The organism is Cryobacterium sp. PAMC25264, from assembly GCF_019443325.1.
In the GTDB taxonomy this organism is placed as follows: domain Bacteria; phylum Actinomycetota; class Actinomycetes; order Actinomycetales; family Microbacteriaceae; genus Cryobacterium.
In genome coordinates, this window is record NZ_CP080383.1 from 3,135,853 (window position 1) to 3,152,738 (window position 16,886).

Annotated in this window: 13 protein-coding genes and 2 pseudogenes; 8 read left to right on the forward strand and 7 right to left on the reverse strand. The window is 71.2% G+C overall.

The window, feature by feature from the left end; all coding sequences use genetic code 11:
* Positions 1 to 85 precede the first annotated feature (85 nt).
* Positions 86 to 901, forward strand: coding sequence for an alpha/beta fold hydrolase (locus KY500_RS14600; RefSeq protein ID WP_219901156.1), 816 nt, complete (start codon positions 86 to 88; stop codon positions 899 to 901).
* A gap of 117 nt (positions 902 to 1,018) precedes the next feature.
* On the opposite strand, the gene KY500_RS14605 is transcribed toward KY500_RS14600, so the two are convergent.
* Positions 1,019 to 1,993, reverse strand: a complete 975-nt coding sequence (locus tag KY500_RS14605) for a DUF5692 family protein (protein ID WP_219901157.1) — start codon at positions 1,991 to 1,993, stop codon at positions 1,019 to 1,021.
* Positions 1,994 to 2,051: 58 nt separating this feature from the next.
* A complete protein-coding gene (locus KY500_RS14610; RefSeq protein WP_219901158.1) occupies positions 2,052 to 2,651 on the reverse strand; it encodes a TetR/AcrR family transcriptional regulator in 600 nt (199 codons plus the stop codon).
* A gap of 314 nt (positions 2,652 to 2,965) precedes the next feature.
* Between KY500_RS14610 and KY500_RS14615 the strand changes: the two genes are divergently transcribed.
* Genes KY500_RS14615 through KY500_RS14625 form a run of 3 tightly spaced genes read left to right on the forward strand, consistent with a single transcriptional unit; the run spans position 2,966 to position 9,295 of the window.
* Positions 2,966 to 6,871 (forward strand): hypothetical protein, encoded by a 3,906-nt coding sequence (locus tag KY500_RS14615; protein ID WP_219901159.1) that lies wholly within the window; start codon positions 2,966 to 2,968, stop codon positions 6,869 to 6,871.
* Positions 6,872 to 6,900: 29 nt separating this feature from the next.
* On the forward strand, positions 6,901 to 8,607 hold the full coding sequence (locus tag KY500_RS14620; RefSeq protein WP_219901160.1) for an SCO7613 C-terminal domain-containing membrane protein: 1,707 nt from the start codon (positions 6,901 to 6,903) through the stop codon (positions 8,605 to 8,607).
* 58 nt (positions 8,608 to 8,665) lie between these two features.
* On the forward strand, positions 8,666 to 9,295 hold the full coding sequence (locus KY500_RS14625) for a GNAT family N-acetyltransferase (protein ID WP_219901161.1): 630 nt from the start codon (positions 8,666 to 8,668) through the stop codon (positions 9,293 to 9,295).
* Positions 9,296 to 9,323: 28 nt separating this feature from the next.
* Here the strand turns inward: KY500_RS14625 and KY500_RS14630 are convergent, their stop codons facing one another.
* Complete coding sequence (locus tag KY500_RS14630; protein WP_066598209.1) at positions 9,324 to 9,575, reverse strand: SHOCT domain-containing protein; 252 nt, start codon at positions 9,573 to 9,575, stop codon at positions 9,324 to 9,326.
* A 160-nt stretch (positions 9,576 to 9,735) separates the two neighbouring features.
* Between KY500_RS14630 and KY500_RS14635 the strand changes: the two are divergent.
* The 4 genes and pseudogenes from KY500_RS14635 to KY500_RS14650 all read left to right on the forward strand — a co-directional run bounded on the left by KY500_RS14635 (position 9,736) and on the right by KY500_RS14650 (position 13,516).
* Positions 9,736 to 11,801 (forward strand): annotated as a pseudogene (locus KY500_RS14635) (copper-translocating P-type ATPase).
* A gap of 29 nt (positions 11,802 to 11,830) precedes the next feature.
* Positions 11,831 to 12,196, forward strand: a complete 366-nt coding sequence (locus tag KY500_RS14640) for a DUF488 domain-containing protein (protein WP_219901162.1) — start codon at positions 11,831 to 11,833, stop codon at positions 12,194 to 12,196.
* A 34-nt stretch (positions 12,197 to 12,230) separates the two neighbouring features.
* Positions 12,231 to 12,809, forward strand: coding sequence for a GNAT family N-acetyltransferase (locus KY500_RS14645; protein WP_219901163.1), 579 nt, complete (start codon positions 12,231 to 12,233; stop codon positions 12,807 to 12,809).
* Positions 12,810 to 13,516: pseudogene (locus tag KY500_RS14650) on the forward strand (M50 family metallopeptidase). It abuts the gene before it with no gap.
* 169 nt (positions 13,517 to 13,685) lie between these two features.
* Here KY500_RS14650 and KY500_RS14655 read toward each other — a convergent pair.
* From KY500_RS14655 to KY500_RS14670, 4 genes are all read right to left on the reverse strand, one after another.
* Positions 13,686 to 14,453 carry a VIT family protein gene (locus tag KY500_RS14655; protein ID WP_219901164.1) on the reverse strand — a complete coding sequence of 256 codons (768 nt, stop codon included), beginning with the start codon at positions 14,451 to 14,453 and terminating at the stop codon, positions 13,686 to 13,688.
* Between the two features lie 115 nt (positions 14,454 to 14,568).
* Positions 14,569 to 14,952: a D-ribose pyranase gene (rbsD, locus tag KY500_RS14660; RefSeq protein WP_219901165.1), complete on the reverse strand. Its 384-nt coding sequence runs from the start codon at positions 14,950 to 14,952 to the stop codon at positions 14,569 to 14,571.
* The gene (locus KY500_RS14665; RefSeq protein ID WP_255579390.1) at positions 14,949 to 15,932 is read right to left on the reverse strand and encodes a ribokinase; all 984 of its coding nucleotides are present in this window, start codon (positions 15,930 to 15,932) and stop codon (positions 14,949 to 14,951) included. The genes rbsD and KY500_RS14665 overlap by 4 nt, the downstream gene beginning before the upstream one ends.
* Complete coding sequence (locus KY500_RS14670; RefSeq protein ID WP_219901166.1) at positions 15,929 to 16,873, reverse strand: substrate-binding domain-containing protein; 945 nt, start codon at positions 16,871 to 16,873, stop codon at positions 15,929 to 15,931. Before KY500_RS14670 ends, KY500_RS14665 begins: the two co-directional genes overlap by 4 nt.
* Positions 16,874 to 16,886: the final 13 nt, after the last annotated feature.

The following is a 16,886-nucleotide window of genomic DNA, read 5'->3' on the forward strand; positions in this document are numbered from 1 at the left end:
CCTACGGCCCCGCCCCGGTGCAGCCGGGCGCGCCGGGTCGGCAAAAAATCCCGCCGATCGGCGTGGTGCGTCGTACGCTCGAATCATGCCTCACCTCGATGTTCCGGGCGCGAGCCTGTACTACGAAGCCCACGGTCACGTGTCGAAGCCCGCGCTGCTTTTGATTCATGCGGGCATCGCGAACCTGCGCATGTGGGACCCCCAGGTTCCCGCGTTGGCCGCGGACCATTACGTCATCCGCTTCGACACCCGCGGCTTCGGCCAGACGAGCACCGAGGACGTCGAGTTCTCCAATCGAGCGGATGCCCTCGCCGTGCTCGACCATCTCGGCGTGGCCCGGGCCACCCTGATCGGCTGTTCGCGCGGCGGTTCCATCGCCATCGACCTCACCGTGGAGCACCCGCACCGGGTGGCCGGGCTGGTCACCATCGGTTCCGGCCCGAGCGGGTTTCCGGCCACGGAGCTCACCGACGTGGAGGACGCCAGGTTCGACGAGATCGACAGGGCCTTCGAGGCCCAGGACTGGCACCGCCAGGCGCGCCTCGAGGCGGCGCTCTGGGACTTCGGTCCGCTGCGGCGGGAGGAGGACCTCGACCCCGAGTTCGTCTCGACCGCCTACGCGCTCAACCGGGTGAACGTCATACACGCCGCGGAGAACCCGGTGTCGCTCCCCCTCGATCCACCCGCCTTCGACCGGGTTGTGGACATCACCGTGCCGACCCTTGTCACGGTCGGCGAGTACGACATCTCCGAGGTGCTCGCCCAGTACGAGTACCTGGTCAGCACGGTGCCCGAGGCGAGCGGATGCGTATTCCGCGACGCCGCGCACCTGCCCAATCTGGAGCAGCCCGCCGACGTGGAGCGGGTGCTGCTCGGCTGGCTCACCGAGAACAACCTGTAACGCCGCGCCAACTGCCGCGAAAGCGGTCATGTGGTTGCTTCGAGCGACTCGAGGCAACCATACGACCGCTTTCGCGGGATGGTGCGGTGCGGAAACCGGCGAGGTGCGGCGGGGAGTCTAGACGCGGGATGCGGCCAGCGGTGGGGCCGCGCTCGTGCCGGAGGTGGCATCCAGCGGCTTGTTGTCGGCCAGCACCTTCTGGTAGCCCGGCAGTTCCACGAAGAGCTCGTCTCTGAGCGGGTTGCGCTTGGTGCGCACGATGACGCGCACCTGGTAGACGACCACGGCGATGTTGGCGGCCAGGGAGATCGCGCTGACGATGAACAGCGCGGTGGGGTTGTGTGACGACTGCACCGAGAAGATCGAGCTCGTGACAAAGGTGGGCACGGCCATGGTGAACATCATCCAGAACGCCAGGGTCTGGGCCCGGTGCTGCAGCCAGGCGCCGCGCTTGATGAAGAACGCAGGGATGGTGCACGAGACCAGCAGCGCGGCGCCGGCGTAGAAGGAGTGGTCGCCGACAGCGTTGTAGACGTAGGCGAAGTTCCAGAGGTCATACGCGATGATCCAGAACCAGAGCATGTCGGGCCAGATCATGTCTTTCTTCTTGCCGCGGCTGATGATGATGCCCGCCCAACCGCAGATGGTGAGCAGGTTGAGGAGACCTGCGATGCCGTTCATGATGTTCCACGGGCCGCCGACCATGAAAACGCCGTCGACCATGCCCTGCATTCCCGACACCTGGAAGTCGCGGATGACGGCCTCGAAGATGTTCAACCCCAGGATCGCCGCCGGGAACATCAGCCAGTACTTGTTCTTCTGCAGGCGCGGGATGAAGCGGATGGCCATGAAGCCCAGGCAACCGGCCAGCGCCGAGTACACCTTGACCCAGTGGAACCATGTGCCGGTGCTGGAGTCGGCACCGGCAGTGTGCGGCCAGACGAAGATGGTGAGCGCCACCGGCAGAGCGATGAACAATACGAGCGAGGCCCACCTGCTGGAACGGGCGATCTCGTTGGCGAGCATGAGGCCGGCCACCACGGCCAACCACATCAGAGTGGAGTACCAGGGGATTGACTCGTACAGGAACATCTTCGTTTTCTCCTTGTTTATTTTTCTGTGTGGGGACTGACGGCGGGAGCTGTGCGGCTCAGTTCCCCAGGTCGAGGTGAAGCGTCTGCCGCACGATGGCCACGAGAACCTGGTCGTCGGTGTCGGGCGACGACCGCACCAGGCCGATGAGACCGTAGACCAGCACGTAGAAGACTTCGCCGACGTGGTCGATCTCGATGTGGTGCGCCCGTGCGTACGCCTCGACGGTGGTGACCCGTAAGCGGTCGACGACCGCCCGCACCGCCCGGTCGACGAAGCGGTTGTACAGGCCGGCGTTCTCGGGATGGCCGAGGTCTTCGCGGAACATGTCTTTGGCGTGCAGATGATGACGGAACATCGCGACGCAATCCAGGAGGGCCTTCTCCACGTTTCCGGCCTCGCGCTCGGCGTCCCACCGAGAAACGGCCTCGACGAACTCGTCGATGTGATCTTCGAAGATCAGGTCGATCAGGGCATCCCGGTCGGGAAAGTAGTGGTAGATCAGGCCGCGGGTCACGCCGACCCGCTTGGCGATCTCGGTCACGGAGACCTTCGCCACCCCTCGTTCGGCGAAGAGCTGGCGGGTGGCGGCGACGATCTCGTCCCGGCGCTCATCGGGCTGCTTGCTCAGGCGTGATGTGGCCGGTGTGCTGCTCATGAGGACACGCTATCGCCACCGTTGACAAGGCGTCAATGACACACCGTCAATCGCCCCGAACTGGGGTCGGCCATCTCGCGAAAGCGGTCAGGGGGTTGCCTCAAGCACGCTGTGGCAGCCGGACGGCCGCTTTCGCGAGTTCATTCTTGGCAGATGCGCGGGCTGGTCAGCAGGACTGTGCACAACCCTCCCGGCGTACGCGGCGACCCAGTAGCCTGTGGTGGCCGCACCACTCATCAGGGGGATTGATGTCACCGAGCAGCTCTAGTCGCGATTTCGCCCAGTACGCCGGGCGGCATCTCTGGCCCCGGAGCGTGTCCGAGCTGACCGACACGACCCTCTGCCCGGCCTGCCTGACCCGCCTGCCGTCGCCGGTCTGTGCGTCCTGCGGGCTCGACCTGCGCCATCCGGCCGCCAGCGAACTCCTCTCGGCGTCAACGGATGCGGCCGCAGCGCTGCACCGCCGGGTGGAGTTGATCGGCAGCATCCGCTACGACGTGGCCGCGGCCCGCTCGGCCGCCGAGGCGCAGCTGGCCACCATACAGACCGAGACACGCGCAGCTGTAGTCCGACGAGAGGCACAGGAAGCGGCGGCGCGCGACGCTGCGGCTGCGGCACGGTCGGCGACACCGTCCGTGGCCGATGCGGTCGCCCAGCCCGCAGCGCGGGCAGCCTCACTGGCGACGGGGCACGAGGCCTCGCCGGTGCAGCCGCGCGACCCCTCGGTGACCGCGGCCGCTGAGTCACGCACCGCACCAATCCCCGCCGCGCCGGCGCAGGTCGCGCCGGCAGCGTTCGCTCCTCCGGTCCCGCACGCGTCAGTCCCGCCCGCATCCGCACCGCCCGCATCGGTCCCACCCGCCTCGGCACCGCCCGCATCCGCCGCGCCCGGTGGCCCACCCGCGCGGCGACGGTCGAGCGTACAGATCGTGCTGCTCATCGTGGGCGTTTCGCTCGTGTCGGTGGCCGCGATCTTCTTCCTCACGGTGGCCTGGTTCAATGCCGGACTGGCCTTCCGGTCGGTCGTTGTGGGCGCTTTCACCCTCGCCACCCTGGCCACGGCGGCGCTCCTGCGCCGACGCGGCCTGGTGAGCACCGCGGAGGGCATCGGTGCCCTCGCCGTGGTACTCGTGCTTTTGGACGTCTGGGCGCTGCGGCGCAACGACCTGGGCGGCCTGGGCGCCACCGACGCGCTGCTATATTGGGGTGTCGCCCTGCTGGTGTGCACCGCGCTGTTCCTGCTCTGGCACGCCGTGTCGGGCCTGCGCGTGGCCAGCGTGGCCGGTTTCGCCACCGCCGCTCCGGGCCTGGGGCTGCTGGCCGCCGGGCTCTCGACGGATGCGCCCCCGCTCACCCGGGTCTTCCTGGCCGCCCTCGGCGTGGCCGCCGGAACCCTGGTGCACCGGTTCACCCTGCCGGGCACGGCCCGGTTCTGGCCCGCCCTCGACCGCCGGGCCGAACGGGCCGCGCTGCTCATCCTGGCCGGGCTGGCCTTCGTCAGCGCCCTCGCCGTGGCCGGCTTCGTGCAGCCCGGCACCGACACCGCTCCCCTGCTCAGCTTCGGCGCCGTCGCCGTGCTCGCGGTGACCCAGGCCGTCGCCATGCTGACCAGCCGGCGAACGGATGGCGGCTACCGGGCCGCCGCATCAGCATCCGTCGGCCTGGCCGGCCTGGCCGTGGTGCTGGGCGTCATCGCCGTCAGCTGGCGCACCGGCAGCACCGAGTTGCTCGTCTCCGTGCCGCTGCTGACCGCCGCGGTGCTCGCCCTCGTCGGAGAACTGGCCTGGCGTCGGCGCCCAGCCGGACCGACCCGGCAGGCGCTGCTCACCGGCACACTCACGGCGACCGTGCTGGCCGTGGCACTCGGCCTGCTCACGGTTCTGGTGGCCTCGGTGCCGCTGGCCGGTGCCCTGGTGAGCACGCTGGACCGGGCGTCCGGCCCGCTCACCGAGGTTCCCGCCCAGAGCGGGTGGGCCCTGGCCACGCTGGCGGGGGTCGCGGCGCTGGCGGCCGGATTCTGGCGGGCCGGCACGGTGCTGGCCGCCCGGCTGCGCATCCTGGCTTGGTTCGGCGCGGTGGCGCTGCTGCTGGCGGTGCCGTTCACCCGGTGGCTGTGGCTGATCCTGCCCCTCTATGTGCTGCTCGGCGCCGGCGCCCTGGCCGTGTTGTTCGTCGTCCGCCGGCGCGGGTACTCCCTCGGCTGGTACCGCAGCCTGATCGTGACGGTTCTGGCGAGCGCCGAGGCCCTCGGCTACCTCATCGGCTGGGCCACCGCCTCCAGTTGGTGGCTCGGAACCCTGTCGGCGGTGTTGGTTCTCGTGCTCGCCCGGCTGCTGCTCGACCGGGAGACCCGCGCTGGGCGCCGTGGTGCACTGCTGAGCGGCGCGATCGTGCTCGGCCTGATCGGGGCCGTCGCCACGCCCCACGCGCTCACCCTGGCCGACCCTCCGACCACGGCCGTGCTGTGGGTGCTCGTGGCGCTCAGCCTGGGCCTGGCCACCGGGCTGGTGCAGGTGTTCGCGGCGCAGAACCGGGTCGGCGGGCTGACCAGCATCGAACGCCGATGGGCGTTCTGGACCCTCTGCGCCCCCACTCTCGTTGTGCTCGCGCTGCCCCTCGGCCTCCTGCTCGACGCTTTGTCGGTCTCCGAGCGCGCCGCGGTGGCCCCGGTCGTACCCGGTGCCGGTGTTGTCATCACGGTCCTGGTCGTGGCGGCGCTGCTGCTCTGGGCGTTGGGCCGCGATTCGCGCGGCCCGGGCACCCGGTCGTGGGAACGGCTGACGGCGGCTCTTCTCGTGGCACCTGCGCTGTTGTCGCTCACGCTCAACCTGGTTCTGATCACGGATGCGCCCGCCGCGGCATCCGTACTCGCCGCGCCGGTCGCGGCCCTGGTCACCGTGGCCCTCGCGCTGGTACTCCGCCTGGTCGGGCGCCGGCCCGCCGTCGTCGGCCTCGAGCTCGGCGCCGCGCTGGTGCTCGCCTCGGCGTTCCTGCGACCGAACGTGACCGAGTTCGGCTGGCTAGTGCTGCTCATCACGGGCGTGATCCTGCTGCTCGCCGCGGTCGACACCGACGGCCTGTTCGCGTCGCGGTCGTGGCGCCGCCACCTCGGCTGGCTCGCCCTGGTCATCGCGACCGCGGCGCTCTGGTGGGGCTTGGCAAGCGCCGGGACCACCCCGGTCGAGGCCTATGTGCTGCCGCTGGCCGGACTGCTGCTGCTCCTGGCCGCACTGCTCTGGCGTTTCGGCCGGGTCGACCGCGCCGTCGCCGCGAGCCCGGGCTCCGCGCTGCTCACCCTGGCCGGGCTGGTCGTGGCCCTGCTCCCCCTCGCCGTGACCGGACAGACCGGCTCAGTGCTACGCCCGGTGATCGTGGGCACGGCATCCGCGGTGCTGCTAGTCGGTGCCAGCATTCTGCGCAGCACCCCGGCCCGCTCGGCGTATCTCGCCGCTGTCGGTCTGGCCGGCGCCCTCGGCCTGCTGACCTGCGGCATCGCCCGCTCCCAACGCATCGTCACGGCCGCCGGGCCGACCGGGCCCGCACTCGAAGCGTGGCTGCTGCCCACCGTGGGCCTGCTGATCCTGACCGCGGTACTGCTGCTGCGGCAGCCGGATGCCCGCCCTCAGACCATCCGGAGCCGCGCGAGCACCGCGCTGCTGCTGGTGGGCCTGATCACGCTGACCCTTCTGGAGGCGGCGGCGTTCGACTCCTCGGCTCTCGGCGCAGCGCGACCCCTGGTTCTGGTGCCGGCGCTCTCGGTGTTCGCCGTCGTGGCCTTCCGGGCAGAGCGGTCTCCCCTCGGTGCCGTCACCGCCTGGCCGGCCCTCGTGCTGGCCGGAGTCGCGGCGTCCGCGGCCCTGCTCGCCGGTGCCGTGCAGCCGTTCGAGCTCGTCACCGTGCCCGTCGCGCTCGCCCTCGCGGCTGGGCAGCTGGTGCGGGTGCGCCCGTGGTTGCCTGCGTCGAAGGGCCCCCTGGCCACGGGCGGCACGACGGGCCCGGGCAGTCGCACGGGCCCAAGCGGCAGCCCGGGACTGCCGGCCGTGGCGGGCGCGACCGGCTCGGCCGCCCCGGCACCATCCGCTTCCCGACCGTACTCGTGGGCGCCGATCTGGATCGGCGTGGGACTGGCCCTCGCGGTGCTGCCCAGCGCCCTCGTGGCCGTGGGCACCCCGCCGCTCGCCGGTGGCCTCCTCGGCGGCGGTATCACCGCCGACGGGTAAGGCAGATCGGTACCCTGGCGGTCGGCGGGGTGCTCGCCCTGGCGGGCGCGGCCGCCTTCGGCCGCGCCCGCTGGGCACCGCTGGCCTGGCCCGCCGTGTTTGTCGGGGTGACCGCCATCATCGTGACCGCCGCCGGGCGGCTTCAGGCGCTGCTCGCGACAGGACCGGCCGACGTGCGGATCGAGGCCTGGCTACTGCCCGCGACCCTGCTCCTCGTGGCCACCGGTGGCCGGCTCATCGCGGCGACGCCGGTCACACCGACACACGGTGTTCCCGCGCCGGCTTCCCCCGTAGACGGCCCGGCCACCCGCCGCATCTTCGGCTACACCCTGGTCGGAGTGGCGCTGCTGGGCGTCCTCGGCACCGAAACCGGTGCCCTCGGCTTCGCCCCGTACGCCCCGGGCCGCGCGATCGCCCTGGTGGTCCTGTTCGCTCTGGTGCACGTCGCCGTGCTCCGGTTCGACCGGAGCCGGGCCGGTGCCGTGCTGGCCTGGCTCGCTCTGGCCGCCGGGCTGCTGTCGCTCGTGGCCGGTGCCGGACGCGACCTGTTCACCCCGATCGAGTTGGGCACGATCCCGCTCGGTCTGGCCCTCGTGGCCGGGCAGTTGGTCACAGCCAGGATCCTCGGGGCTCCGCTCGGGGCACCGGCGAGCCGGCAGACCGGCGCTGCGCTTCCCGCATCCGCCCGGCTGCGCCACCAGGCTGTTCTCGCCGCGGGCCTCGCGCTCGCTCTGCTGCCGAGCACCGTCGCGGGTAGCGACGGCACGGTGCTGCGGCCGGTGCTCGTGCTGGTCGCGTCCGGCGCGCTCGGCATCGTGGGTGCGCTGCTCGTGGCGCATCCGCGATGGAGCGTGCTCGGCTGGCCGGCCACCCTGGTGGGTGTCTTCGCCGTGCTGGCCACGGCCGGACTACGCCTCCTGCCCCTGTACGGCACGCCGTCCGGCCCCACCGGGCAACTCGAGGCGTGGCTGCTTCCGGCAGCGGGTCTCGTGCTGGCCACCGGTGCCGGCCTGGTGTGGTCGGCCGGCCGGATACCGGCCGCCGCCGGCCCGGATGTGCGTCGCGCGGGCTACGGCCTGGCCATGGGCGTCGTCGTCGGGATCGTCCTGGCCGAGGCGCCGGCCCTGCAGTACGACCCACTGGCCACCGCCCGGATGCTGGTGATCGTGTGGCTGCTCTCCGCGGCATACCTGGCCGTGTTCGCCCTCGACCCGAGCCCGCTGGGCCGACTGCGTGCCTGGGTGAGCCTCGCGGCGGCCGCCGCCATGCTCGGCGCCGGCGTCGCCCGTGGTGTGCCCGACCCCGTCGAACTCGTCAGCGTGCCCCTGGCCGTCGCTCTCGTCGTGAGCGGATGGCTGCACCTGGGCCGCTCTCCCGCCTCACGCTCCTGGGGCGCCCTGGCTCCGGGCTTGCTGCTCCTGTTGGTGCCGTCGCTACTGCTCGACCTCACGGCCAGTCCGCTCTGGCGAGTGGTGGGCCTGGGGATCGTCGCGACCGCGGTGCTGCTCCTCGGGGTGCGGCGCAAGCTGCAGGCGCCGTTCGTGCTGGGCAGTGTGGTGCTCCTGGTGCACGCTCTCGCCCAGCTGTGGCCGTGGATCGCGCTGGCGTACACCGCGGTGTACTGGTGGTTGTGGCTCGGCATCGGCGGTGTGCTGCTGATCGCCCTGGCGGCACGCTACGAGCAGCGCATCCAGAACCTCAAGGCCGTGGCGCTGCGGGTCTCGGCGCTCCGGTAGGAAAAGCAACACTGCGAGCAGCACCGAGCGCCGAGCGAGCCTGTGGAAACATGGGAGGGTGCCCGACACCCTCACCACTCACGGCTCCAGCGCCGAGCACCTGACCACCCCGCGTCTCAGCCTGGCGCCGCTCGGTGCGGCCGACCTGGCCGAGGTGCACGACCTTTATGCCGACCCCGGCACCTGGTTGCACCTGCCGGCCGGCCGGCACTCCAGCCTGGACCAGACCGAGCGGCTGATCACCGACAGCGAGCGTAGCTGGACAGTCTCGGGGCTCGGCCGCTGGTCGATCCGGTCGCGCACCGGTCTCCCCGGTCTTCCGGACGGCGCTTTCGTCGGCGTGGTCTCGGCGTCCCTGCTGGACTGCGGCGTGCGCAATTTCGGCTACCGGCTCACTCCGGCCTCGTGGGGCATGGGCCTGGCCACCGAGGCCGCAACCGCCGCGCTCGCGGAAGCGCGCTCCTCGGTCTACCCGGTCACCGCTCGGGCCCTGGCCAACAACCCGGCCTCGCTGCGCGTGCTCGAACGCATCGGCCTCACCCGAGTCTGGAGCGGGCACGGCACCGGCTCGGCGTCCGCGGCACCGTCTGTGAACGGCCGTGCGGACACCACGGCGCTGCAACGCGTGATCTTCGCCGACCGCCCTCTCGCGCCAAACCTGCTGGCCGCGGTCATCCGTCTCGGCTGATTCGCACGGCCCAGCTCGCAGGCAGCGCTCACTGACCCAGCGAACGCACCTGTTCGTTGTACTGCTCCGTGGTCAGCTCACCGCGCGCGTAGCGTTCGTCGAGGATGCGCCGGGCATCGCTGCGAGGTGCGACCGGACCGGGCCCAGGCGGACCGGACAAGCCAGCTGAGTCGGTGCGGAAGATCCGCACGGTCCAGACGATGAGCACCACGACGGCGGCCACCGACAGCAATCCGTAGAGCCACAGCCAGGCGGGGTTCATTCCGTATCCCCACATCATCTTGGGTCCCCTTTCGTCGGTCGAGCGCGGGTGGATCTGCTCACTACGGTAGTCCCGTTTCCGTGTCTGGTACCCCTAGGGGGTATAAGGTGAGGGCATGACTTCCTCGCACGGCACACCGGAGCACGGCACTGGCCACGCCGTCATAAACCACGGCGATATGGATCACAGCACCATGAACCACGCAGCCATGGGCCACGCCGGGCACGGCGACCACGTCGGCCAGTTCCGGCGACTGTTCTGGGTGATGCTGGTGCTGGCCGTTCCCGTGGTCGGCTTCAGCGGCATGTTCGCCGGGCTGCTCGGCTACCCGCTGCCCGACACGGCGTGGGCCGCGTGGATCTCCCCGCTGCTGGGCACCGTGATGTACGTCTGGGGCGGCCGGCCGTTCCTCACCGGGGCGGTCAGCGAGCTCAAACAACGCTCCCCGGGCATGATGCTGCTCATCGCCCTGGCCATCACCGTGGCGTTCCTCTCCTCCTGGGGCGCGAGCCTGGGCATCCTGAGCATGGAGCTCGACTTCTGGTGGGAACTGGCCCTGCTGATCGTGATCATGCTGCTGGGCCACTGGATCGAGATGCGCTCGCTGGCCCAGTCGTCCTCGGCCCTCGAGTCCCTCGCCGCGCTGCTGCCCGACGAGGCCGAACGGCTCGACGCCGGCCAGGTCACCATCGTGGCGCCGGCCGACCTGCGCGTGGGCGACGTCGTGATCGTGCGGCCCGGCGGCCGGATTCCCGCCGACGGGCTGGTCACCGAGGGCACGGCGGATGTCGACGAGTCGATGATCACGGGAGAGTCCCGTCCGGTGAGCCGCGGGCCTGGCGCCCCGGTGGTGGCCGGCACCGTGGCCACCGACACGGCCGTGCGCGTGCGGGTGACCGCCGTCGGCGAGGACACCGCGCTCGCGGGCATCCGCCGGCTCGTCGCCGAGGCGCAGGGGTCGTCGTCGCGCGCGCAGCGCCTCGCCGACCGGGCAGCAGGCTGGCTGTTCTGGTTCGCACTCGGGGCCGGCGTGATCACCGCCGTCGTCTGGACTCTGCTCGGCAACCCGCAGGACGCCGTCGTGCGCACCATCACGGTCCTCGTGATCGCCTGCCCGCACGCGCTGGGCCTGGCGATTCCGCTCGTGGTGTCCATCGCCACCGAACGCGCCGCGCGCGGCGGGGTGCTGGTGACCGACCGGCTCGCGCTGGAGAGCATGCGTACCATCGACACCGTCCTGTTCGACAAGACCGGCACCCTCACCCGCGGCGAGCCGGTGCTGGCCCACGTGCACGCGAGCAGCAGGCACACCGACGACGAGCTGATCGGCCTGGCGGCCGCGGTCGAGGCCGACAGCGAGCATCCGCTGGCCCGGGCGATCGTGACCGCGGCCCGCGGCCGAGGCCTCGACATTCCGCTCGGCAGCGGGTTCCAGGCGGCCACCGCCGTGGGCGTCACGGCAACCGTCGACGGCCGGGAAACTTCGGTGGGCGGTCCCAGCCTGCTCGAACGACACGGCGCAGCGCCCCTCGACGTCACAGACGGTTGGGCCGCCGAGGGCGCCATCGTGCTGCACATCCTGCAGGACGGCCGCGTGATCGGCGCGCTGGCCCTGGCCGACGAGGTGCGCCCGGAGTCCCGCGAGGCCGTCGACGCCCTGCACGCCCGGGGCGTGAGCGTCGTGATGATCACCGGGACGCCGAGGCAGTGGCCCGGTCGGTGGCCGCACAGCTTGGCATCGACCGGGTCTTCGCCGGTGTGCACCCCGATAACAAGGCCGAAACCGTGGTGCGGTTGCAGCGGGAGGGCCACCGGGTGGCCATGGTCGGCGACGGCGTCAACGACGCCCCCGCGCTGGCGCAGGCCGATGTGGGCATCGCCATCGGTGCCGGCACGGATGTCGCCATCGCGTCGGCCGGCGTCATCCTGGCCAGCGACGACCCGCGGTCCGTGCTCTCGGTGATCGAGCTCTCCCGTGCCGGGTATCGCAAGATGGAACAGAACCTGTGGTGGGCCGCCGGCTACAACCTGCTCGCCGTGCCGCTGGCCGCCGGCGTGCTCGCCCCGATCGGCTTCGTGCTGCCCATGGAGATCGGAGCCCTGCTGATGTCGGCGTCGACCGTGGTCGTGGCCGTCAACGCCCAGCTGCTCCGCCGCCTCGACCTCCGGCCGGAGGCCAGCGCGGCCCGGGCGCTCGGCACGCGCCCGCCCGCGGCTCACCGCACCCCGGTCGGATCGCGATAGGTGACCGGCGCTCGGTCTATGGTGTGCGCATGACCTTCCAGATCAAGCGCGTCTACGACGACGTGTCGGCCGACGACGGATACCGCGTGCTGGTGGACCGGCTCTGGCCGCGCGGCGTCTCGACCGAACGCGCCCGCCTGGATGCCTGGCTGAAGGACGTCGCCCCATCGCCCACACTCCGCACCTGGTGGAACCACGACCCCGCCCGGCTCGTCGAGTTCACCGCCCGGTACCGTGCCGAGCTGGAAGGCGACGCCGACACCCTGCGGGCGGTCGATGAGTTGCGCCAGCTGGCCGTCCACAACCCGCCGACCACCACCCTGCTGTACGGAGCCAAGGACCCGCACGTCAACCACGCCCGGATCCTCGCCGAGTACCTGGCCGAGAGTATGTAACCCGCTGGACAGCTAAGGCGACTACCCTCCAGTGATGGCCGAAATACGCACGCCCGCCGCGCCCCGCGAAGTGGGGTTGTATCGACCCCTCGCCGACGACTGGGCCGGGCTCCGCGATATCCGTCTCCGCTCGATCGCGAACTTCCCGCTGGGCTTCTTCGAATCGTTCGCCGCAGCCCTGGCACTCACCGAAACCGACTGGCGCGAGCGCGGCGCCCGCAACGCCGAACCCACCAGCGTCCAGGTGGTGGCGCGCACCCCGGGTGAGCAGTGGGTGGGCACCATGGCCGCCTTCGTGTCCACCGGTCCGCCGACCTATCAGCCCGGCGACCTGCCGGTGGATGCGCCCGCGCGCGCCAACCTCGTCGGCGTCTGGGTGGACCCCAGCTACCGTGGCCGCACCGGAGTGGCCACCCGGCTGCTCGGCGCCGTGCGCGCGTGGGTCACCACCGAGCAGCAGCTCGACCGCCTCTACCTGCACGTGCACGAGAGCAATCACCGGGCCATCCGCTTCTACGAGAAGAACGGCGCCGTGGCCACCGGGGAGTACATTCCCGACCCGCGCCGGGCCACGGAACGCCACCTCGAGATGGTTCTCGGCACGGCCCGCTGAATGGACCTGCTCCTCGAATTCTGGGCGCGGGTCTCGGTGCGAAACGCTCCGCTGCCGACGCTGACGGTATGGCTCACGATCGCCGCGGCCGCGCTGCTGGTGCTCGTGCCGCAGGCCTGGACCGTGACCCGCCACGGCATCACCATCGTGCACGAGGGCGGTCACGGGCTGGTCGCGGCGCTCGGCGGCCGCCGGCTGCAGGGCATCCGGCTGCACTCGGACACCTCGGGCTCACCGTGAGTCGCGGCAAACCACGCGGCCTGGGCATGGTGCTCACGCTGCTCGCCGGCTACACGGCGCCGGCGCTGCTCGGTCTCGGTTCCGCCTGGATGCTCAGCCTCGGCCATGACGTCGGCCTGCTGTGGGCACTGCTCGCGGCGCTGGCGCTGCTCGTGGTGCAGATTCGCAACTGGTTCGGGCTCTGGTCGGTGGCCGTGACCGCGGCCCTGGTGTTCGGGGTCACGTGGTTCGGTTCACCCGTCGTGCAGAGCATTTTTGCGCTGCTGGTCACGGCGTTCCTGCTGATCGGGGCGCTCCGCACTGTCGTGGAGTTGCAGATCACCCGGTCCCGACGCGGCGGCGGCGCCTCGGATGCCGACCAACTGGCCCGGCTCAGCCATCTGCCCGGCCTACTCTGGGTGGTCGTGTTCATCGGTGTCGCCGGCGCCTGCCTCGTGGGAGCGGCCCGGCTACTCGCCCTGGTCTAGCACCCCGAGTACGACCCGAGCACACCACCGACTGCTGCTCCGGCACCCCTGCGGCTCCGGCACCCGGAAGGACGACGTGCCGCGAAGTGCCCCCTCAGCGCCGGCCCGGAAGGGGCGTCTTGCGGCAACTCGCGGACGGTCAATCCCCCCTCAGGGCACTAACAGTCCTCTAGAAGACTGCGACGCCAAGCAGGGTTCCGACCAGCCAGGTGACGAAGAGTGCCGCCGCGCCGCCGGTGACCACGCGCACGGTCGCGCGGACCAGGCGGCTGCCGCCCAGCCGGGCACCGAGCGCGCCGGTGAGGGCGAGCGCCACGAGCACGGCCAGGAAGGTCACCGGCACCCTCAGGCCCTCCGGCGGCAGCAGGATCGCCAGCAGCGGCAGGATGGCTCCGAGGGTGAACGCCAGAGCGGATGCGCCGGCGGCGTGCCAGGCGCTGGCCACGTCCTCTTCGACGATGTTGAGTTCGAGGGAGAGGTGCGCCTTGAGCGCATCCTTCGCGGTGAGTTCGATGGCCACCTGACGCGCGGTGGCCGGCTCGAGGCCGTGTGCCTCGTACAGCCCCGCGAGCACGTCCAGTTCCCCGGCCGGGTCGTCCCGCAGCTCGCGCTTCTGCTTCTCGATCATCGCGCGCTGGCTGTCGCTCTGGCTGCTCACCGACACGTACTCGCCGAGCGCCATGGAGATGGCCCCGCCGACGAGGCCCGCGGTGCCGGCCGCGATGATGGCGGGGGTGCTGCCGCCGGCGCCGGCCACGCCGACGACGATGGCCGCCACGGAGACGATGCCGTCATTGGCGCCGAGCACACCGGCGCGCAGCCAGTTGAGCCGGGTGGCCAGGCTGCCGCGCGTGGACGAACCGACCTTCTCGGCCGGTGGTGCGGCATCCAGAGTGGCGTGCGAGGGCCGGAAGAGTGAGGGCGAGAGGATGGCCATAGAGTCACCATAGGCACCTGGCGCCGGCACCGCCAGCGTGGAAAGCCTTGCCTAATCCCCCTGGTCAGAGCATGGAAAGGCTAACCTAATCCGGCCGTGTCGCCGATCGGAACACCTAGAACGGCACCCCGCACACGAGAGCGGCGTTGGCGAAGGCGGTGGCCTCCCCGGTGCGCACGAAGACGCGCGCCGAGCCCGAGAGCTGCTTGAGGTCGCTGTGAGAGATGTACTCGATGTCGGTGAAGCGCCGGGTCAACCAGTCCCCGGCCACCGTGCCCTTCGCCTCCTCCGCGGCCACACAGTGCTCCACCACCAGTTCGCTCAGCAGGGCGTCGAGCACCTGCTCGAAGCGGGGAACCCCGTGCACCAGAGCGAGGTCGATCACCGTCACGCCCGCGGGCGCGGGCATTCCACAGTCGGCGACAAGCACAATGTCGCCGTGGCCCAGGCTGCTCAGCGCCGCGTTCAGGTCGGCGTTCAGGATGCCGGTGCGTTTCACAGGTGTGCCTCGTTCTTCTCGGCTGCCGGAATGATGCCGACCTCGGGCAGGGCATCACCCGCGTGCGGGTAGGAGGGTTGGGTGCCCCGGGACTGCACCGCGAACGCGCCGACCCGTACGGCCAGTTCGGCCGCCTGGCGGAGGCCGTCGCCGGCCGCGAGCCGGGCGCTGAGCGCTCCCACGAAAGCGTCCCCGGCGCCGGAACTGTCGACGGCCGTCACGACGGGCGAGGCGACGGCGGCGGTGCCTTCGGCGTCGGCGATGATCGCGCCGAGGGCACCGCGGGTCAGCACGACCGACGTCACTCCCCACGCGCGCAGCCTGGCCACCGCGTCGGCGTCCGACGCCGGCGGCGGTGAGCCTGGCGTGAGTTGCGCCAGGAGCAGCGCGGCTTCGTGCTCGTTCACGATCAGCGGGTCGGCAGCCGCGATGGTCGCCGGGTCGAAGTCGATCACCGGTGCCAGGTTGAGCACGACCCGGCCACGGGCCAGTCCTGCGGCCGCCGCGCTGGCCGCCGCGGGGATCTCGCCCTGCAGGACCACCACTGCGGCCCCGGCGATCAGGCCTGCGCTCTGGCCGACGGCCTCGGCATCAACCGCAGCGTTCGCGCCGGGAATCACGATGATCGTGTTCTCGCCGTCCGCGGCCACGGTGATCACGGCCAGGCCGGTCGGCCCGTCCACGGCCCGCACTGCCGACAGGTCGACGTGCGCGGTTTCGAGGATGGCGGTGGCGGACTGGGCATAGGCGTCCCGGCCGATCGCGCCGACCATGCTCACCCTGGCGCCGAGTTGGGCCGCGGCGACCGCTTGGTTGGCGCCCTTCCCTCCTGGCAGGATCACGATCGACGAGCCGATCAGAGTCTCGCCGGGTTGCGGATGCCTCGGCACTGTGGCGACCTGGTCGGCGTTGATGGAGCCGACCACGACCACCCCGGTGAGTGCTGCCCCGGCGATCGGGGCCTCTGCGAGCGGGATCACTTGGAGAAGTCGCCCACGTTCGTCTTCGTCACTGCGACGACGTCCACGGGGACGGTGGCGTCTACGTCGTCACCGTCGATGGCCTTGACGGCCAGTTCGATGGCGAGCCGGCCGAGCTCGGCCGGCTGCTGGGCGACGGTGGCGTACAGAGAGCCGTCCGAGATGGCGGTCAGACCATCCGCGGTGCCGTCGAAACCGACGACCATGACCTCTGACCCGGCACGGGCGCCGAGTGCCTGGATCGCGCCGAGGGCCATCTCGTCGTTCTCGGCGAAGATGCCGGTGACTCCCGGGTTGGCCTGCAGCAGGTTGGTGGTGACGTCCAGAGCCGATGCCCGGTCGAAGTTCGCGGTCTGCTCGGCCACGACGGTGATGTCGGGATACGCGGCGATGCCTTCGTCGAAGCCGGCGCCGCGGTCGCGGCTGGCGGAGGTACCGGACACACCCTGCAGGGAGATCACGGTGCCCTTCTCCCCCATTGCGGCCGCGAGCTCATCGGCGGCCTGCTTGCCGCCGGCGACGTTGTCGCTGGCCACGAGCGAGGTCAGCGTGGCGTCGTTGACCGTGCGGTCCACTCCGATGACCGGGATGTTCGCTGCGGTCAGCGCGTTCACGGAGGCGCTCGCGGCGTCGGAGTCGACCGGGTTGACGATGACGGCCTTGGTGCTGCCGGCCGTGGCGGTGGCCAGCTGGTTGGCCTGGGTGGCCGAATCGTTCTGGGCGTCCACGATGTAGAGGTCGACGCCGGCCTCGTCCGCGGCCGCCTGGGCGCCGTCGCGCAGTTCGACGAAGAACGGGTTGTTCAGTGTGGAGATCGCAAGCACGACCTTCGGTCCGCTGGCCTCGTCGCCGCCTCCACGGCCGCAGGCGGTGGTGCCGGCGAGGATCAGTGCGGCCGTGGCGGTGACGGCCATGATGCGGCGAAAGGAGGATGACTTCATTGTGTTTCCTTTG